Origin of the sequence: Haloglomus halophilum, from assembly GCF_024298885.1 — an archaeon.
GTDB classification, from domain to species: Archaea; Halobacteriota; Halobacteria; order Halobacteriales; family Haloarculaceae; genus Haloglomus; species Haloglomus halophilum.
The window spans coordinates 1,775,336-1,791,194 of record NZ_CP101166.1; the positions used below are offsets into that span (position 1 = coordinate 1,775,336).

At 69.3% G+C, this 15,859-nt stretch carries 13 protein-coding genes; 9 read left to right on the forward strand and 4 right to left on the reverse strand.

The annotated features are described in order from the left end of the window. The first annotated feature begins 45 nt into the window (after positions 1-45). Both NL114_RS08630 and NL114_RS08635 read left to right on the forward strand, forming a co-directional pair. Positions 46-2,667: a heavy metal translocating P-type ATPase gene (locus NL114_RS08630; RefSeq protein WP_254824382.1), complete on the forward strand. Its 2,622-nt coding sequence runs from the start codon at positions 46-48 to the stop codon at positions 2,665-2,667. Positions 2,668-2,930: 263 nt separating this feature from the next. After that, entirely contained in the window at positions 2,931-3,311 is a 381-nt protein-coding gene (locus NL114_RS08635) for a hypothetical protein (RefSeq protein ID WP_254824383.1), read from the forward strand. A 65-nt stretch (positions 3,312-3,376) separates the two neighbouring features. Here NL114_RS08635 and NL114_RS08640 read toward each other — a convergent pair whose 3' ends face one another. The 3 genes from NL114_RS08640 to NL114_RS08650 form a co-directional block, all read right to left on the reverse strand. Next, positions 3,377-5,191, reverse strand: a complete 1,815-nt coding sequence (locus NL114_RS08640) for an alkaline phosphatase D family protein (RefSeq protein ID WP_254824384.1) — start codon at positions 5,189-5,191, stop codon at positions 3,377-3,379. Between the two features lie 339 nt (positions 5,192-5,530). Continuing rightward, complete coding sequence (locus NL114_RS08645; protein ID WP_254824385.1) at positions 5,531-6,316, reverse strand: crotonase/enoyl-CoA hydratase family protein; 786 nt, start codon at positions 6,314-6,316, stop codon at positions 5,531-5,533. A 79-nt stretch (positions 6,317-6,395) separates the two neighbouring features. After that, on the reverse strand, positions 6,396-7,916 hold the full coding sequence (locus NL114_RS08650; RefSeq protein WP_254824386.1) for an aldehyde dehydrogenase family protein: 1,521 nt from the start codon (positions 7,914-7,916) through the stop codon (positions 6,396-6,398). 170 nt (positions 7,917-8,086) lie between these two features. Here NL114_RS08650 and NL114_RS08655 point away from each other — a divergent pair, with 170 nt between their 5' ends. Next, on the forward strand, positions 8,087-8,806 hold the full coding sequence (locus NL114_RS08655; RefSeq protein WP_254824387.1) for a helix-turn-helix domain-containing protein: 720 nt from the start codon (positions 8,087-8,089) through the stop codon (positions 8,804-8,806). 1 nt (position 8,807) lies between these two features. On the opposite strand, the gene NL114_RS08660 is transcribed toward NL114_RS08655, so the two are convergent. Continuing rightward, the gene (locus tag NL114_RS08660) at positions 8,808-9,635 is read right to left on the reverse strand and encodes a proline dehydrogenase family protein (RefSeq protein WP_254824388.1); all 828 of its coding nucleotides are present in this window, start codon (positions 9,633-9,635) and stop codon (positions 8,808-8,810) included. Between the two features lie 171 nt (positions 9,636-9,806). Here NL114_RS08660 and NL114_RS08665 point away from each other — a divergent pair, with 171 nt between their 5' ends. From NL114_RS08665 to NL114_RS08690, 6 genes are read left to right on the forward strand one after another with little or no spacing between them, the layout of a single operon-like run. Next, positions 9,807-11,087 carry an ABC transporter substrate-binding protein gene (locus tag NL114_RS08665; RefSeq protein WP_254824389.1) on the forward strand — a complete coding sequence of 427 codons (1,281 nt, stop codon included), beginning with the start codon at positions 9,807-9,809 and terminating at the stop codon, positions 11,085-11,087. Positions 11,088-11,093: 6 nt separating this feature from the next. Further along, complete coding sequence (locus NL114_RS08670) at positions 11,094-12,035, forward strand: branched-chain amino acid ABC transporter permease (protein WP_254824390.1); 942 nt, start codon at positions 11,094-11,096, stop codon at positions 12,033-12,035. A gap of 1 nt (position 12,036) precedes the next feature. Then, positions 12,037-13,215, forward strand: coding sequence for a branched-chain amino acid ABC transporter permease (locus tag NL114_RS08675; protein WP_254824391.1), 1,179 nt, complete (start codon positions 12,037-12,039; stop codon positions 13,213-13,215). Next, on the forward strand, positions 13,208-14,092 hold the full coding sequence (locus NL114_RS08680; RefSeq protein WP_254824392.1) for an ABC transporter ATP-binding protein: 885 nt from the start codon (positions 13,208-13,210) through the stop codon (positions 14,090-14,092). The genes NL114_RS08675 and NL114_RS08680 overlap by 8 nt, the downstream gene beginning before the upstream one ends. Before the next feature lie 2 nt (positions 14,093-14,094). Continuing rightward, the gene (locus NL114_RS08685; protein ID WP_254824393.1) at positions 14,095-14,913 is read left to right on the forward strand and encodes an ABC transporter ATP-binding protein; all 819 of its coding nucleotides are present in this window, start codon (positions 14,095-14,097) and stop codon (positions 14,911-14,913) included. Between the two features lie 7 nt (positions 14,914-14,920). Beyond that, positions 14,921-15,856 carry a DMT family transporter gene (locus NL114_RS08690; RefSeq protein WP_254824394.1) on the forward strand — a complete coding sequence of 312 codons (936 nt, stop codon included), beginning with the start codon at positions 14,921-14,923 and terminating at the stop codon, positions 15,854-15,856. Positions 15,857-15,859: the final 3 nt, after the last annotated feature.

A 15,859-nucleotide genomic window follows, 5' to 3' on the forward strand; every position in this document is an offset into this window, starting at 1 on the left:
TCGAAAGGGGAAACCGATTGAACGAGGGGCCCGTATCACTACACAATGAGCCAGCACCGAAGCCAGATAGACATCCAGGGGATGAGCTGTGCGAACTGCTCGCAGAGCATCGCCGATGCCGTCGAGGGGCTCGACGGGGTGTCCGAGGCGAACATCAACTACGCTACCGACGAGGGGAGCGTCGCGTACGACCCGGAGACGGTCTCGCTGGGTCGCATCGTCGCGGCCATCGAGGACGCCGGCTACACGCCGGTCACCGAGTCCGTCAGCATCGCCATCACGGACATGTCGTGTGCGAACTGCTCGGAGACGGTGCAGGAGGCCCTCGAGCGGACGTCGGGCGTCGTCAGCGCCGACGTGAACTTCGCGACCGACGAGGCGCAGGTGACGTACAACCCGGCGGAGGCGAGCCTCGCGGACTGCTACGCCGCCATCGAGGACGCCGGCTACTCGCCCGTCCGCGAGGACGACGGCGACGGCGGCGAGGAATCCAGCGAGGACCGTCGCGACGCCGCCCGGAACGCGGAGATACGCAAGCAACTCCGGCTGACCCTGTTCGGCGCGGCGCTGGCGGCCCCGATGCTGTTCTTCCTCGTCGAGAAGCTCCTGCTCGGCGGCGGAATCCTCCCCGACCGGGTCTTCGGCATCGAGTTCGGCTGGGTCGAGTTCCTGCTCGCGACGCCCGTCCAGCTCGTGCTCGGCTGGCCGTTCTACCGGAACTCGTACAACGCGCTCGTGAAGAACCGGACGGCGAACATGGACGTCCTCATCGCGCTGGGGTCGTCCACGGCGTACGTCTACTCGGTCGTGGTCCTCCTGGACCTCCTGGCGAGCGAGGGGCTCTACTTCGATACGGCCGCGCTCATCCTCGTGTTCATCACGCTCGGGAACTACCTCGAGGCCCGCTCGAAGGGGCAGGCGGGCGCGGCGCTCCGGTCGCTGCTGGAGATGGAGGCCGACACCGCGACGCTGGTCGATGCGGACGGCTCCGAGCGCGAGGTCCCCGTCGAGGAGGTGGCTGTCGGCGACCGGATGAAGGTCCGCCCCGGCGAGCAGATCCCCACCGACGGCGTCGTCGTCGATGGGCAGAGCGCCGTCGACGAGTCGATGGTCACCGGCGAGTCCGTCCCGGTCGAGAAGGCCGATGGCGACGAGGTCGTCGGCTCCACCATCAACGAGAACGGCGTCCTCGTCGTCGAGGCGACGAAGGTCGGGAAGGACACGGCGCTCCAGCAGATCGTCCAGACGGTCAAGGAGGCCCAGTCCCGCCAGCCCGAGATACAGAACCTCGCCGACCGCATCTCGGCGTACTTCGTCCCGGCGGTCATCCTCAACGCTCTGCTGTGGGCCGCCGTCTGGTTCCTGTTCCCCGAGGCGCTCGCGGACTTCGTCCGCGCGCTCCCACTGTGGGGGCTGGTCGGCGGCGGCCCGGCGGCGCTGTCGGTCTTCGAGTTCGCGGTCGTCGTCTTCGCCAGCGCCGTCCTCATCGCCTGCCCCTGCGCGCTGGGGCTGGCGACGCCTGCCGCCACGATGGTCGGGACCACCATCGGCGCACAGAACGGCGTCCTGTTCAAGGGCGGTGACATCCTCGAGCGCGCGAAGGACGTCGACACCGTCGTCTTCGACAAGACGGGCACGCTGACGAAGGGCGAGATGCGCCTCACGGACGTGGTCGCGGTCGGGCCCGAGGACCGGGCGGCGGCCGACGGCGGCGAGCCCGCTGCCGACGGTGGGCAGACGGTCGCCCGCGACCGCGTCGACGAGGACGAGGTGCTCCGGCTCGCGGCCAGCGCCGAGCGCGACAGCGAGCACCCCCTCGCCCGCGCCATCGTCGAGGGGGCCGAGGAGCGCGGCCTCGAACTCGGTGACGCCGAGGCCTTCGAGAACGTGCCCGGGCAGGGTGTCCGGGCGACGGTCGACGGCGACGAGGTGCTGGTCGGGAACCGCACGCTCCTCCAGGAAGCCGGTATCGACTCCTCGCCCGCGGACGAGGTGATGGAGCGCCTCGAGAGCGAGGGCAAGACCGCGATGCTCGTCGCCCGACGACCCGCCGGCAGCGACGCAGGTGAACTGCTCGGTGTCGTCGCCGACGCCGACACGGTCAAGGAGAGCGCGAAGGACTCCGTCGCCCAGCTGCAGGACCGCGGCACCGACGTGATGATGATCACCGGCGACAACGAGCGGACCGCCCGCGCGGTCGCCGAGCAGGTCGGCATCGACCCCGAGAACGTCCGCGCCGGGGTTCTCCCCGAGGACAAGGCCGATGCGGTCGAGGCCATCCAGGCCGAGGACCGCAAGGCGATGATGGTCGGCGACGGCGTCAACGACGCCCCGGCGCTGGCCGTGGCGCACGTCGGCTGTGCCATCGGCAGCGGGACGGACGTGGCTATCGAGGCCGCGGACGTTACGCTGATGCGCGACGACCCGCTCGACGTCGTGAAGGCCATCCGCATCAGCGAGGGGACGCTCGCGAAGATCAAGCAGAACCTGTTCTGGGCGCTGGGCTACAACACGGCGATGATCCCGCTGGCGTCGCTCGGCCTGCTCCAGCCCGTTCTCGCCGCCGTCGCGATGGCGTTCTCGTCGGTTTCGGTCCTGGCGAACAGCCTGCTGTTCCGGAAGTACACGCCCGACCACGACTACGAACTGCTCGGTCGACTCCGGTAAGTGGGCCCGTCGGACGGCCGGAGTGAGTGCGATTTTTCACCTTCGGACCAGTAGCGGTGGTGGCGGCGATGATGACGGTTACCCCCACTCAGCCCCTTGTGATGAAGGACTTCAACTGAGCCGCCATCTCCACTGACCCACCGGCAGGAGCCGCGTTATCCTCCCCGACCCCGTGACGGGTCCTCACACCGAGCTGGCAGCCCGGCTCGCGGGACGCCATCGTGACACGTCAGGTTCATATCTCGTGCCCGGAAGCCGCGGGTATGAGCGACGACGACTCCGGCCCCTCGCTCGGTGCGACCGTCGGCAAACTCCTGACGGGTGGAATCTTCGGTGGTGACCTCCCGGGGAACATGGACCGCGGGCTCTACACGACGACCCGGCTGGCCGTCGAGGACGGCGTCGGCGAGCTGCTGGGCCCCATCGCCGTCTGGATCATCGTCGGCGTGACCTTCCTCGTCGGCCTCGAGTTCGTCGCCGTCGGCGCCATCATCATGGGCGTGCCGAACGTCGGCCTCCTCATCTTCGGTGCCGGCGTCACGGCCATCCTCGGTGCCGCGGTGGCGGCCGCGTATCTGGTCTTCTCGGCCCAGCAGGAGGGGTCGAACGTCGATCGGGAGGATGCATCCGAGACAGAGCCATGATGCCCGTCTCCGGGTGAGGTCTGCATCTGGGGACCGAACTGCGTCGGAGGTCGTGACGTTCCCATCTAAACTGCGTAGTCGTCCGTCACATCGATAAGCTCTACCTCCTCGTCGGGGACCCGATACGCGGCGATGACCTCACGCTCGGCATCCATCGCGTTCTCGTGTTTGTCGACACCGTAGGCGACGTAGGTGCAGTCCTCGCGGGTGAACTCGACGACGGAGTAGCCCCAGTGGTGCGAGTCGAAGAACTCCAGATGCGGATTCTGCGCGGTGACGAACCTGCGGAGGAGCGGCTCCGTGATGCGGCCGACCAGCCCATCGGTCATGCCGAGCGCCTCCGCGACGTTGAGGCTGGACACGGCGGGCGTCATGAACTCGACACCGACGCGCTCCCCCGGGTCGAACAGCCGCTCGGTGACGGGCCCGCCGTACTCGGTCTTCTTGTAGCCCGCGATGTAGCAGTGCATGTCGCCCGTGAGCGTGACGAAGTTGCGGGGTGAGAACTCCCGGAGTTTGTCCTTGATGTACTGTCGCTCGCGGGTGTAGCCGTCCCAGCCGCCCTGAACGGGGAAGATGGAGGCTCGGCCGATGCCCAGCCGGAAGGGGATGGTGAGTACCTCGTCGGACCAGACGGTCCAGCGGGCCTCGGAGTCGCGGATCTGCGCGAGGAACCACGCGAGCTGGTCCTCACCGAGCATCGTGCGGCCCGGTGGCTCGTTCTCCGGGCGGCAGTTCGTCGCCGTCGGCAACACGTCGCGCGGCGGGTCACGGTACAGGCGTTCGTCGGTCATCACGAGCTTCAGCAGGTCCCCGAACTCGAACGAGCGCCACAGCTGGAAGCGGTCCTGCAGGGACTCGGCCTCGGGGTCGTAGCCCAGCCGCGCGGGCATGAACTCCCACCAGGCGTGGATGGCGTCCGCGGTCAGCTTCGTCATGAACTCCGGGTCCTCGCCTCGCGGGTGGTCGGCCTTCGGGGCGTCCGTCTCCGGGTCCCAGTAGATGTCGTTGGCGATCTCGTGGTCGTCCCACGCGGCGATGAGGGTGTGCTCCTCCAGGGCCCGCTGGAGGAACCGGTCCGAGCGGTACGTGCGGTAGATGTAGCGGTAGTCGGCCAGGTCCTGCACCCGGTCCTCGCCGCTGGGCAGGTCGATGTTCCGGTCGGGGTAGTCGCGGCTGTCGAGGCCCTTGAACTCGCCGGCGCCGGATTCGTAGATGAAGTCCCCGACGTGGATGAGGAAGTCCAGGTCCTCCTCGGCGACGTGGCCCAGCGCCGGGTAGTAGCCGTTGAGGTAGTTCTGACAGGCGAGCACGCCGAATCGCAGGGAGTCGGGCGAGGCGTCCGGTTCCGGGAGCGTGTGGCAGGTCCCGACCCGCGAGGCGACGCCGTCGTAGACGAACCGGTAGCGGTACTCCCGGTTCGGTTCCAGTGCCCCGTCGATGTCCACCTTCACGACGTGGTCGTGGGCCCGGATGCGGCCGGTGTCGTCGACGACGCCACGATAGACGACCTCGCCGAAGTCGCCGCTGTGGGCGATCTCGATGCCGAGCGGCTCGTCAGGGTCGAACGATTCCGGGTCGATGCGGGTCCAGAGGATGACGCCCTCCCGTGTCGGTCCGCCCGAGGCGACCGACTGTGGGAAGACGGCGTCGGGCGCCCGGCCGTCGTCGGTGACGAAGACCTCGTCGCGGTCCGGCGCGTGGGGCTGTTGGCTCAGGAGGAGGTCCTCGTTCGAGAGGAGCGACGCGAGTTCGGCGTGCCCGTCCGGGCGCTCGGCCTCGTCGTGTGGTGCGGCGTCCGGGTCCGGCGCTGGTGTGCCCGATTCGGCGACTTCGTGTCCGGCGTCGCCGTCCGTCTCCGCATCGGCCCCCTGTTCCATCGCCCGCCGCTACGCGGGGGTGTGGTTTGGTGCTTGTGGCACGCGCAACGGCCCGGATACCGGGGCGGACCGCGGCTGGCGCCCGTAGCTTGAAATCGGATGCCGGGACCAGCCCCCGTGTGCCCTGACGAGTCATCCCCGGGCCGCCGACCCGACGCGGGACCCACCGTCCCGCCCGGTTCGACCAGCGCGGCGCACGGTCCGGAGGAGGAGCGGTCGCGCCGCCTGCTCGCCAGTTGGTCCGTCAGCCCGACTGCTGGGCTCTCCCGGCCGCGTCGGGCCGCTCCGGCTCCGGCCTGGGCCGCGACGCCGCATCGCGGCCCCCCAACACGCGGAGCGTCATCCCTCGTCGAGGTCCTCGATTCCCTCGCCACTGCGCCCCTCGCCGCCCGCGAACCGGTCGGCGCCGGCCTCGGCCGTCCGCAGCACGCGCGAGCCGTGCCAGCCCTCCAGGCCGAGGCCCTGCTGGAGCGGCGTCCCGATGCCGTCGTAGACGGCGTCACGATCCGAGAGCATCGTGTCCTGTGGGAACTCCCCGAGTCGCTTGCCCAGCTCGACGGCCGTCTCCAGCGCCTCGCCCTCGTCGGCCAGCCGGGTGGCGAGGCCCCACCGCTCGGCGGTCTCGGCGTCGACCGCGCGGCCCGTGAGAATCATGTCCAGCGCGCGGCCCAGCCCGACGATGCGGGGCAGGCGCTGGGTGCCACCGTCGACCAGCGGCACGCCGAAGCGGCGCTCGAAGCAGCCGAACGTCGCTCCCTTCGCGGCCACCCGGATGTCGCACCAGCACGCCATCTCGATGCCGCCCGCGACGCAGTGCCCCTCGACGGCGGCGATGACGGGCACCTCGCAGCGCGTGCGGGTGAATCCGAGCCACCCCTCCGGGGAGTCCTGCAGGTCCATCGCCTTCAGGTCCGCCCCCGCCGAGAAGGTGCCCTCGGAGCCCGTGAGGACCGCCACCGTCGCGTCGGTCTCCTCGACGCGGGTGAACGCGTCCAGGAGCTGCTGACTGGTCTCGTAGTCGATGGCGTTGCGCCGCTCCGGCCGGTCGATGGTGATGACGGCGACCGGCCCGTCACGCTCGTAGTGGACGGGGCCATCGTCGTCGAGGTCGTGTTCGTCGCTCACGCGACGGGAGACGACGGCGGGGGTGTTAACTCCGGTGTGGGCCGAGGAACAGCGTGGAACCGGGACCCCGCAGCCCCGACTAGTCGTCCTCGGTGATGATGTCCGCAGAGAGTCCCTGCGCCATCTGGATCTCCGTCGAGTTGTTCAGCGTCCACGCGGTGCGGTCGGTGACGGCCTCGATGATCTCGCGGGCGGAGGGGTAGCCGTTGCCGGACTTCTTGACGCCGCCGAACGGCAGTTGCACCTCGGCCCCGATGCACGGCAGGTTGCCGTACGCCAGCCCGAGTTCCGCGTGGTCGCGGTAGTAGTTGATCTGCCGGTAGTCCTCGGAGACGATGGCCCCGGCGAGGCCGTAGTCCGTGTCGTTCTGGACCTCGACGGCACGCTCGATGTCGCCGTCGTACTCCAGCAGCGCGACGTGCGGGCCGAACACCTCCTCCTGCGTGCAGCGCAGGTCGGCGTCGGGGTCGGCCTCGTAGACGAACGGGCCGACCCAGTGGCCGTCCTCGTGGCCGTCGGGAATCTCGTCGGTGCCGAGTTCCGTCCGGTCGACCAGCACGTTCACGCCCTCCTCGGCGGCGAGTTCGTTGTACTGCGTGACCTTCTCGTGGTGTTCAGCCTCGATGAGCGGCCCCATGAACGTGTCCTCCTCCAGCGGGTCGCCGACAGCCACGTCGCTGGCGATATCGACGAACCGGCGCTTGAACTCCTCGTACACGTCGGTGTGGACGATGAGCCGCTCGGCGGAGACACAGCGCTGGCCCGTCGTCTTGAACGAGGACATCACCGCGGAGTGGACGGCGATATCCAGGTCCGCGTGCTCGGTGATGACGACGGCGTTCTTCCCGCCCATCTCGCAGGCCGCGCGCTTGCCCGAATCCGAACCGACGGCGTCGGCGATGCTGTGGCCGACCTCCGCGCTCCCCGTGAACAGGACGGTGGGCACGTCGTCGGACTGGACGATGGCGTTGCCGGCGTCGCCGAAGCCCTGGACCATGTTGAACACGCCCGGCGGGAGGCCGGCGTCCTCGAACATCTCCGCGACGATCTGGGCGCACCACGGCGTCTGCTCGGCGGGCTTCCAGACGACGGTGTTCCCCTCGACCAGCGCGACGGCCATGTGCCAGTACGGGATGGCGATAGGGAAGTTCCACGGCGTGATGCAGCCGGTGACGCCGCGGGGCTTGCGCCGCATGTAGGCGTCCTTCTCGGCGATTTCGGAGGGGATGATGTCGCCGCTGGGATGGCGCGCGTCGCCGGCTGCCCACTCGACCATGTGCGCGGCCTCGACCATGTCCGCGCGGCCCTCGCTTATCTCCTTGCCGCACTCCTTCGTGACGACCTCGCCGAGTTCGTCCGTCCGGTCACGCAGCTCGTGGTAGACGTCCCAGAGGTACTCCGCGCGGTCGATGCGCGACAGTTCGCGCCACTCCTCGTACGCGTCGGCCGCGGCCGCGATGGCCCCCTCGATGTCGGCGGGCGTGCCGCGCTGGAACTCGCCGAGCGTCTCCCCCGTCGCGGGGTTCTCGCTCTCGAACGTCTCGGCCCCGTGGCCGTCGGTCCACTCGCCGTCGATGTAGTGCTGGGATGGCGCTGCCATTGGTCCCTGTACCGACCCACCGGCCGAAAGCACCCGTCCGACCATGGGCGGTCCGTCAGGAGCGTCCCACTATCCGACGGTTTCCGGACGGACGAGCGCGAACCCGACCATGGTCGGGACGGGGTTCGTGAGCCCGACACATGGATACCCTCTGGGAGCGATACCAACACATGGCTGCTGTCGAACGGAGCACGACGCGGTTGACCCTCGACCTCTGGCACCCGAACTGCTGGGCCATCGAGGCAACCGGACAGACCGGCGGCGGGGTACTGGCACACGCGATCTACAACTCACCTCGGGCCGACGGGGACAACCCCACGACGGTCCAGGGGCTGTTCACCGCGTTCGGTGACACCGAGCACGAGGTCGAGCAGCTCCTCGACGCCATCGAGGCGTCCGAGCACGCGGGCGAGCTCTCGCAGCTCCAGGAGCGGTTCGGCCGCGAACGGAGTGTCCCGGGCAACGTCGTCCGGGAGTTCTTCCTGGAGTACGACCCCGACGACATGGTCTGCCCGACGCTGCTGGAGTACGGGTTCGTCCACAGCGCGCCGGTCCGCATCGAGGACGGGCGCGAGGAGTGGCAGGTCTGCTTCGTGGACGACCGCTCGGAGATCGAGACCGCCCTCGACGGCGTCCGCGAGCAGGCGGGGGCCGAGGTGGCGATCGACTCCATCACGACGGGCGAGAGCGGCGGGCTCACCCCCCGCGACCAGCGACTCGACACGCTCACCGTCCAGCAGCGGCAGGTGTTCGAGCGCGCCCGCGAGATGGGCTACTACGAGTGGCCGCGCGCGGCCTCGACCCGCGAACTGGCCGCCGAGTTCGACGTCTCGAAGACGACCCTCCTCGAGCACCTGCGGAAGGCGGAGGCGAAACTGCTCGACCCCTGACTCACCGCCCGATGACCGCCCGCAGCGCGAACAGGGCGTTCCCCTTGCGCTCGCGGATACGACGGTAGAAGTAGGAGAACCACTTGCTCCCGTACGGCACGTACTGGTAGACGGGGTACGCCTCGGCGAGTTCGAACTGGGCCTCCTCGCGGACGCCGGTCAGCATCTGGATCTCGAAGGGCGTGCCGTGCTCGGCGTGGAGCTGCTTCGCCAGGTCGATCATCGCCGGGTCGTGGCTCCCGACGGCGACGCCGTCCTCGAACGCCTCGAACATGTATGTCAGGTACTCCCGGTACACCTCATCGACGCGTGCTTTCTTCCGGTAGGAGATGTCTCTGGGCTCCTCGTAGGCGCCCTTCACGAGCCGGACCTTCCCCGGGAGTTCGGCGAGGCGTTCGAGGTCCTCGCGCGTGCGCTTGAGGTTCGCCTGGACGCAGACGCCGACGTTCCCGTCCGTCTCGCGGGCGTGGCGCTCGAAGGCGTCCAGCGTCACGTCGGTCGTCTCGTGGTCCTCCATATCGATCCAGACGAAGCAGTCGGCCGCGTCGACGATGCGCGCGAGGTTCTCCTCGAACGCGTGGTCGCCGACCTCCAGTCCGATCTGGCTCGGCTTCACGGAGATACAGGCGTCCGTGTCCCGTTCGGCCAGCGCCTCGACGAGGTCGACGTACGCGTCGGCGTCGGCATCGGCGTCGGCGCGGTCCTCGTAGTGCTCGCCGAGCAGGTTCAGGATGGCGCCGACCTCGCGCTCGTTCAGGTCGTCGGCGTGGTCCATCGCGTCGGCCGCCGTCTCGCCCGCCACGAAGTTGCTGGCGATGGGGGGAATCATACGGGTCGAACGTGCCGGCCCCTCGTATAACACGACCCGACCAAATCTTCCTGACACGTTATTGCCGGACACAAGACGGCCGGACCGTCACTGGACGGGTGAACGTCGTCGCTCCCGACCATGGTCGGGCGCTAGTTGAGGCCCGTCTGACGCCCTGTACCAGTAGACAGTATGTCACGAGATACCATCCGGGAACTCGATAGACGGACGCTGCTGACACTCGCCGGCACAGCCGGTATCGCCGGCATCGCCGGCTGTTCCACCACGGACAGCGACGGTGGCGACGGCGGCGACGGCGGCGGTAGTGACGGTGGCGACGGTGGCGATGGCGGGAGCAGCCCGTACACCATCGGGATGATCGACTCGCTGACCGGCTCGCTGTCGGCGTTCGGCGAGCGCAACCAGCGTGGGAAGGACCTCGCGCTGGCGGCGGTCAACGAGGTCGGCCTCGACGGGCGCGAGCTGGCCATCACCGTCGAGGACTCCGAGTCGGAGAACCAGGGCGGCGTCTCCGCGGCCCAGAAGCTCGTCAACCAGGACCGGGTCCCGTTCGTCATCGGGGCGGTCGGCTCCGGCGTCTCGCTCGCCATCTACGAGAGCGTCATCAGCGGCACCGACGTGGTCCAGCTGAGTCAGAACTCCACCGGGCTCGGGCTGACGGACTTCCCCGGCCTCCTCCGGATGTCCCCGACCGGGCGCACGCAGGCGACCGCGCTCGCGAACATCATCGCGGACGACGGCTACGACGAGGTGGCACTCACCTACGTCAACAACAACTACGGGTCGAGCCTCGCCGACGCGTTCAAGAACGCGTGGGACGGCGACCTCGCGTACGACAACCCGCACGACCAGGACCAGCAGTCCTACTCCGGGCTCGTCTCCGAGATGAACGGTTCGGGCGCCGACGCCTGGCTGTTCATCACCTACCAGGCGGAGTACGCCACGATGGTCAACGAGATGTTCTCGAACGGGTACGAGCCACAACTGTACGGCGCCGACTCCGTCTCGGGGGACAACGTGCTGGAGAACACGCCCGAGGGGAGCATGGACGGGATGAAGATCGTCGTCCCCTCCGCGCCCGTCGAGGAGCAGAACTACCAGGACTTCGCCTCCCAGTTCGAGAGCGAGTACGACGAGGCTCCCACGGCGTGGTCGGCGTACGCCTACGACTGCGTCGTCACGGCGGCGCTCTCCATCCTGGCCGCCGACGAGTTCACCGGCGCGGCCCTCTCCGAGGTCGTCCGCGACGTGACCCGCCCGGAGGGCGAGCAGGTCACCTCCTTCGAGGCGGGCGCCGAGATTCTCGTCGACGGCGGGAGTGCGAGCGACGTCGACTACCAGGGGGTCAGCGGCCCCATCGACCTCGACGAGAACGGCGACCCGGTCGGCTTCCTCCAGATCACGGAGGTCCAGAACCACTCCTACGAGGGCATCGGCTTCATCGAAGGCTGAAGGGGAATGGTGCTCGACCTACTCGCCAACGGGCTGATCTACAGCAGCATCATCGTGCTGGGGAGCATCGGGCTCTCGCTGGTGTACAGCATCGCCGGCTTCGCCAACTTCGCCCACGGCGACACGATGACCGTCGGCGCCTACTCGGCGCTGGTCACGTTCGGCGCGGTCGGCGGCCTCGGTGGCGCGATACTCGGCCTCCCGTTCGGCTTCTTCGTCGCGCTGGCCGTCGGCATCGCGATGGCCGCCGTCGTGGCCGTCGTCACGGAGAAGGTCGTCTACGAGGGCCTGGACGTCGGGTCCATCGGCCTGCTCATCACCTCCATCGGCATCGCCTTCGTCTACCGGGCGGTCATCCAGATGGGGTTCAGCTCCGACTTCACCCGCTACGACATCCAGGCGCTCCGGCCAATCGAGGCGCTCCTGCCGTACGGTATCCGGGTCACGGAGCACGACGTGGCCATCTTCGTCTCGGCGGTCGTGCTGGTGACGGGGCTCCACGTCCTGTTGCAGTACACCGACCTCGGGCGGAAGATGCGCGCGATGGCTGACAATCCCGACCTCGCCCGGGTGAGCGGCATCCGGACCGACCGCGTGAAGCTGTGGACCTGGGTCATCGGCGCCGGACTGGCCGGCGCCGGCGGCGTCTTCCTCGGCCTCTACGGCCGGCTGGCCCCGCGGATGGGGTTCGACCTGCTCCTGGTCATCTTCGCGGCCGTCATCCTCGGCGGCATCGGGTCGGTGTACGGCGCGATGCTGGGCGGGGTCCTCATCGGGATGATCAACCAGCTGACGCCGCTCCTCTCGGGGGTCGGCGCGCTGCTGCCGATCGTGCCCGACGGCTGGGGAATCGGCCTCGAGTACGCGAACGCCCTCGCGTTCCTCATCATGGTGGTCGTGCTCCTGTTCCGACCGAACGGTATCGCCGGGGACGGGGAGGGGACCTGAGATGTCGCTCGTCTCCGACCCGAAGGGGTACTGGGCGGACCTCACCCGGCCCGAGCAGGGCGTGCTGGCGTTCGTCCTCGGGTTCGCGCTGCTGTTGCTCCTGGGACTGCTCACCGGTGGCATCGGGCCGTCGTACTTCCTGTTCCTCGTCGGCCTGGCCGGGATGTACTCCCTGCTCTCGTTCGGACTGAACGTGCAGTGGGGCTACTCCGGGCTCATCAACTTCAGCGTCGCCGCCTTCTTCGGTATCGGCGCGTACGGCACGGCGCTGGCGAGCGCGAGCTCGTCGCCGCTGGCAGGCGGTATCCCGCCGGTCGTCGGCCTGTTCGTCGCACTCGTGCTGGCCGGCGTCCTGGCGCTGCTCATCGGCATCCCCACGCTACGGCTCCGCGCGGACTACCTCGCCATCGCCTCCATCGGCCTGGCGGAGGTCGTCCGCATCATCATCCTGAACGAGGGCTGGCTGACCAACGGGAGCGCCGGGGTCCGGGGCATCCCGGGCTTCTTCGAGGGCTGGCCGGTCCTGGAGACGTTCCCGGAGACGATGCCGGGCGTCATCATCACCGCGCTGCCCGGCCCGACCATCGTGCTGGGGACGAACTTCTGGCAGGCGCTGCTGAACGTGGCCCTCGTGCTCACGCTCGTGGGCATCTGCTATCTCGTTCTGCGGCGGGTCCACCGCTCCCCCTGGGGACGCGTCCTGCGGACCATCCGCTCGGACGAGGACGCCGCCCGCGCGCTGGGGAAGAACACCTACTCGTACAAGATGCAGGCGTTCGTCCTCGGCAGCCTCATCATGGCGCTGGCGGGCGTGTTCTACGCACACCTGAACCTCTACGTCGGCCCCGGCGACCTCAACCCCATCACGACGTTCTACGTCTGGGTGGCCGTCATCCTGGGCGGCAGCGGCTCGAACCGCGGGGCGCTGTTCGGTGGCTTCGTCATCGTCGCCATCCAGCAGGGGACGCGGTTCCTCAACGAGTTCGGCTGGATTCCGGTCGACGTGGCGCCGCTGCGGCTGCTCCTCATCGGCGTCATCATCGTCCTGCTGATGCGGTTCCGGCCCCAGGGCGTGCTGCCGCCACAGCGAGAGCTCATCTGGCGTGGCGTCGTCGACGACGCCCCGTCCCAGCCCGAACGCGGCGTCCGCGGGAGCAAGGCGGGTGAGAGCGATGACTGAGCCACAGCCCGACTCCGAATCGGAGTCGGCGGGTGACCCGACATCGGCGGCTGCGGCGGGGGCGGCGACCCAGACCGCATCGCCCGCATCGCCCCGGTCGGGCGCCGACCGCTCGAAGGAGGACGTGGTCCTCGAGGCCCACGACCTCGTGAAGGCGTTCGGCGCGCTGGTCGCGACCGACCACGCCAGCTTCCAGGTCGAGCGCGGGACCATCACCGGGCTCATCGGCCCGAACGGGGCCGGCAAGTCCACGCTGTTCAACCTCGTCTCGGGCTTCTACGAGCCCGACTCGGGCCACGTCGAGGTGAACGGCACCGACGTGACCGACCTCGAACCGTACGAGATCGCCGACCACGGTCTCATCCGGACGTTCCAGACCCCGCGCAAGCTGGAGGGGATGACCGTCCGCGAGGCGATGCTGGTCGGCCCGCAGCGACAGCCCGGCGAGTCGTTCGTGAAGCTGTTCACCGCCCCCGACGAGGTCCGCGAACACGAGGCGCGGAACCTCGCGGACGTCGAGCGCATCCTCGGCGAGTTCGAGATCGACCACCTCGCCACCCAGCCGGCGACGAAGATATCCGGCGGGCAGATGAAGCTGGTCGAGCTGGCCCGCGCGATGCTGGCCGAACCGGACATCCTCCTGCTGGACGAGCCGGCCGCCGGGGTCAACCCCACCCTGCGGAAGAAGCTCGCCGAGCAGATCCGCCGGCTCCACGACCAGGGGACGACGTTCCTCCTCATCGAGCACGACATGGAGTTCGTGATGAGCCTCGCGGACCCGGTCATCGTGCTGGACCGCGGGAGCGTCCTGATGGAGGGCACGCCCGACGAGGTCCAGACCGACGACAGAGTCATCGACGCGTATCTCGGAGGCTGACCATGAGCGAGAATCCACCCACGAACGCGGACGCGGACGGAACCGCCACGGGCGCCGAGGCGGCGTCCACGACCAGCGACGGGGCCGGCACGAGCGCCGGGACCGGTGACACGGAGCCCGTCGTCGAGGTGTCGGGCGTCGACAGCGGCTACGGCGAGGTACAGGTGCTGGACGACTGCTCGCTCCACCTGGGTCCCGGGGAGATCGTCTGCCTCATCGGCCCGAACGGGGCCGGGAAGTCGACCGTTCTCAAGACGGTGTTCGGGATGCTGACGCCGTGGGCCGGGACGGTCACCTACCACGGCGACGATATCGGCGGGATGTCGCCCGAGGACATCGTCCGGATCGGTATCGGCTACGTCCCCCAGACCGACAACGTGTTCGGCTCGCTCACCATCGACGAGAACCTCCGGATGGGCGGGGTCGCCCGGAAGGGGGGGCTGGACGAGGTCATCGGCCGGCTGTACGACCGGTTCCCGCTCCTCGACGAGAAGCGGGAGGCGAAGGCCCGCACGCTCTCGGGCGGCCAGCGCCAGGTGCTCGCGTTCGCCCGCGCGCTGGTGATGGAGCCCGACGTGCTCCTCATCGACGAGCCCTCGGCGGGGCTGGCACCCAACACCGCACAGGAGGTGTTCGGCCACGTCGAGGCCGTCAACGACCTCGACACGGCCATCCTGATGGTCGAGCAGAACGCGAAGGAGGGGCTGGCCATCTCCGACCGCGGCTACGTCCTCGACCAGGGGACCGTGAGGTTCGAGGACGACGCGGACACGCTGCTCGACAACGACGAGGTCGGGCGACTCTACCTCGGCGGCGCCTGAGCCGACGGTGACGGGACTCCGCCACTATGCCTTCGCGCTCGGCCCGCTCGCCGCCGCCGCCCTCTGGGGTGGCATGTACGTCGTCAGCAAGTGGAGCTTCGCGCTCGTCCCGCCGGTCACGCTCGGCTTCTGCCGGGTCGCACTCGGCGGCGCCGCGCTGTGGCTCGGGCTCCGGGCCGTCACTCTGCTGCGTCCCGGTAGCCACTCGGGGGTCGACCGGGCCGACTGGCCGGCGTTCGTCGAGCTCGGCGGCTGGGTGGCGCTCACCATCGCCACCCAGTTCCTCGGGACGGACCTGACGAACGCGAGCCAGGGGTCGCTGCTGACCGTGCTGACACCGGTGTTCGTGGTCGTCCTCGGTGCGGCGCTGCTCGGCGAGCGCGTCACCCGGCTGAAAGCCGCCGGTATCGGACTGGCGGCAGCCGGCACCGTGGTCGTCCTCGCCGGTCAGTACGACCTCGCGGCCATCACGAGCGGCAACGCCGTCGGCGTCGGTCTGCTCGTCCTCGCGAGCCTCGCGTGGGCCGGCTACACCGTCCGGGGCGTGGCCGTCGTCCGACGCTACTCCGCGCTGACCGCCGCGACGTACTCCACCCTCGCCGCCGTCCCCATGCTGGGGCTGCTGGCCGCCGTCGAACTGTGGTACCTCGGTCGGGGGGTCGGCGCCGTCGCACTCGGGTCCGAGGCCGTGCTCGCGGTGGCGTACCTGGGGCTGGCAGCGACCGCGGCGGCGTGGTATCTCTGGTACAAGGGCCTGGAGTTCGTCCCGTCGGGGACCGTCGCGGTCTTCTTCTTCGTCCAGCCGGTCGTCGGCATCGCGCTGGGCGCGGCCCTGCTCGGTGAGCAGGTCGCCCCCGGATTCCTCGCCGGTGGCGCTCTCATCGGGGCGGGTGTCTGGGTCGTGAGCCGGGAACGTGGCGACGGGCGCCGGACGAGCCGGTGACGA

Coding starts and splice junctions, on each gene's coding strand:
- NL114_RS08665 (WP_254824389.1), top strand. CDS start 9,807: ATGTCACGAGATACCATCCGGGAACTCGATAGACGGACGCTGCTGACA.
- NL114_RS08680 (WP_254824392.1), top strand. CDS start 13,208: ATGACTGAGCCACAGCCCGACTCCGAATCGGAGTCGGCGGGTGACCCG.
- NL114_RS08630 (WP_254824382.1), top strand. CDS start 46: ATGAGCCAGCACCGAAGCCAGATAGACATCCAGGGGATGAGCTGTGCG.
- NL114_RS08635 (WP_254824383.1), top strand. CDS start 2,931: ATGAGCGACGACGACTCCGGCCCCTCGCTCGGTGCGACCGTCGGCAAA.
- NL114_RS08640 (WP_254824384.1), bottom strand. CDS start 5,191: ATGGAACAGGGGGCCGATGCGGAGACGGACGGCGACGCCGGACACGAA.
- NL114_RS08650 (WP_254824386.1), bottom strand. CDS start 7,916: ATGGCAGCGCCATCCCAGCACTACATCGACGGCGAGTGGACCGACGGC.
- NL114_RS08655 (WP_254824387.1), top strand. CDS start 8,087: ATGGCTGCTGTCGAACGGAGCACGACGCGGTTGACCCTCGACCTCTGG.
- NL114_RS08660 (WP_254824388.1), bottom strand. CDS start 9,635: ATGATTCCCCCCATCGCCAGCAACTTCGTGGCGGGCGAGACGGCGGCC.
- NL114_RS08670 (WP_254824390.1), top strand. CDS start 11,094: ATGGTGCTCGACCTACTCGCCAACGGGCTGATCTACAGCAGCATCATC.
- NL114_RS08675 (WP_254824391.1), top strand. CDS start 12,037: ATGTCGCTCGTCTCCGACCCGAAGGGGTACTGGGCGGACCTCACCCGG.
- NL114_RS08685 (WP_254824393.1), top strand. CDS start 14,095: ATGAGCGAGAATCCACCCACGAACGCGGACGCGGACGGAACCGCCACG.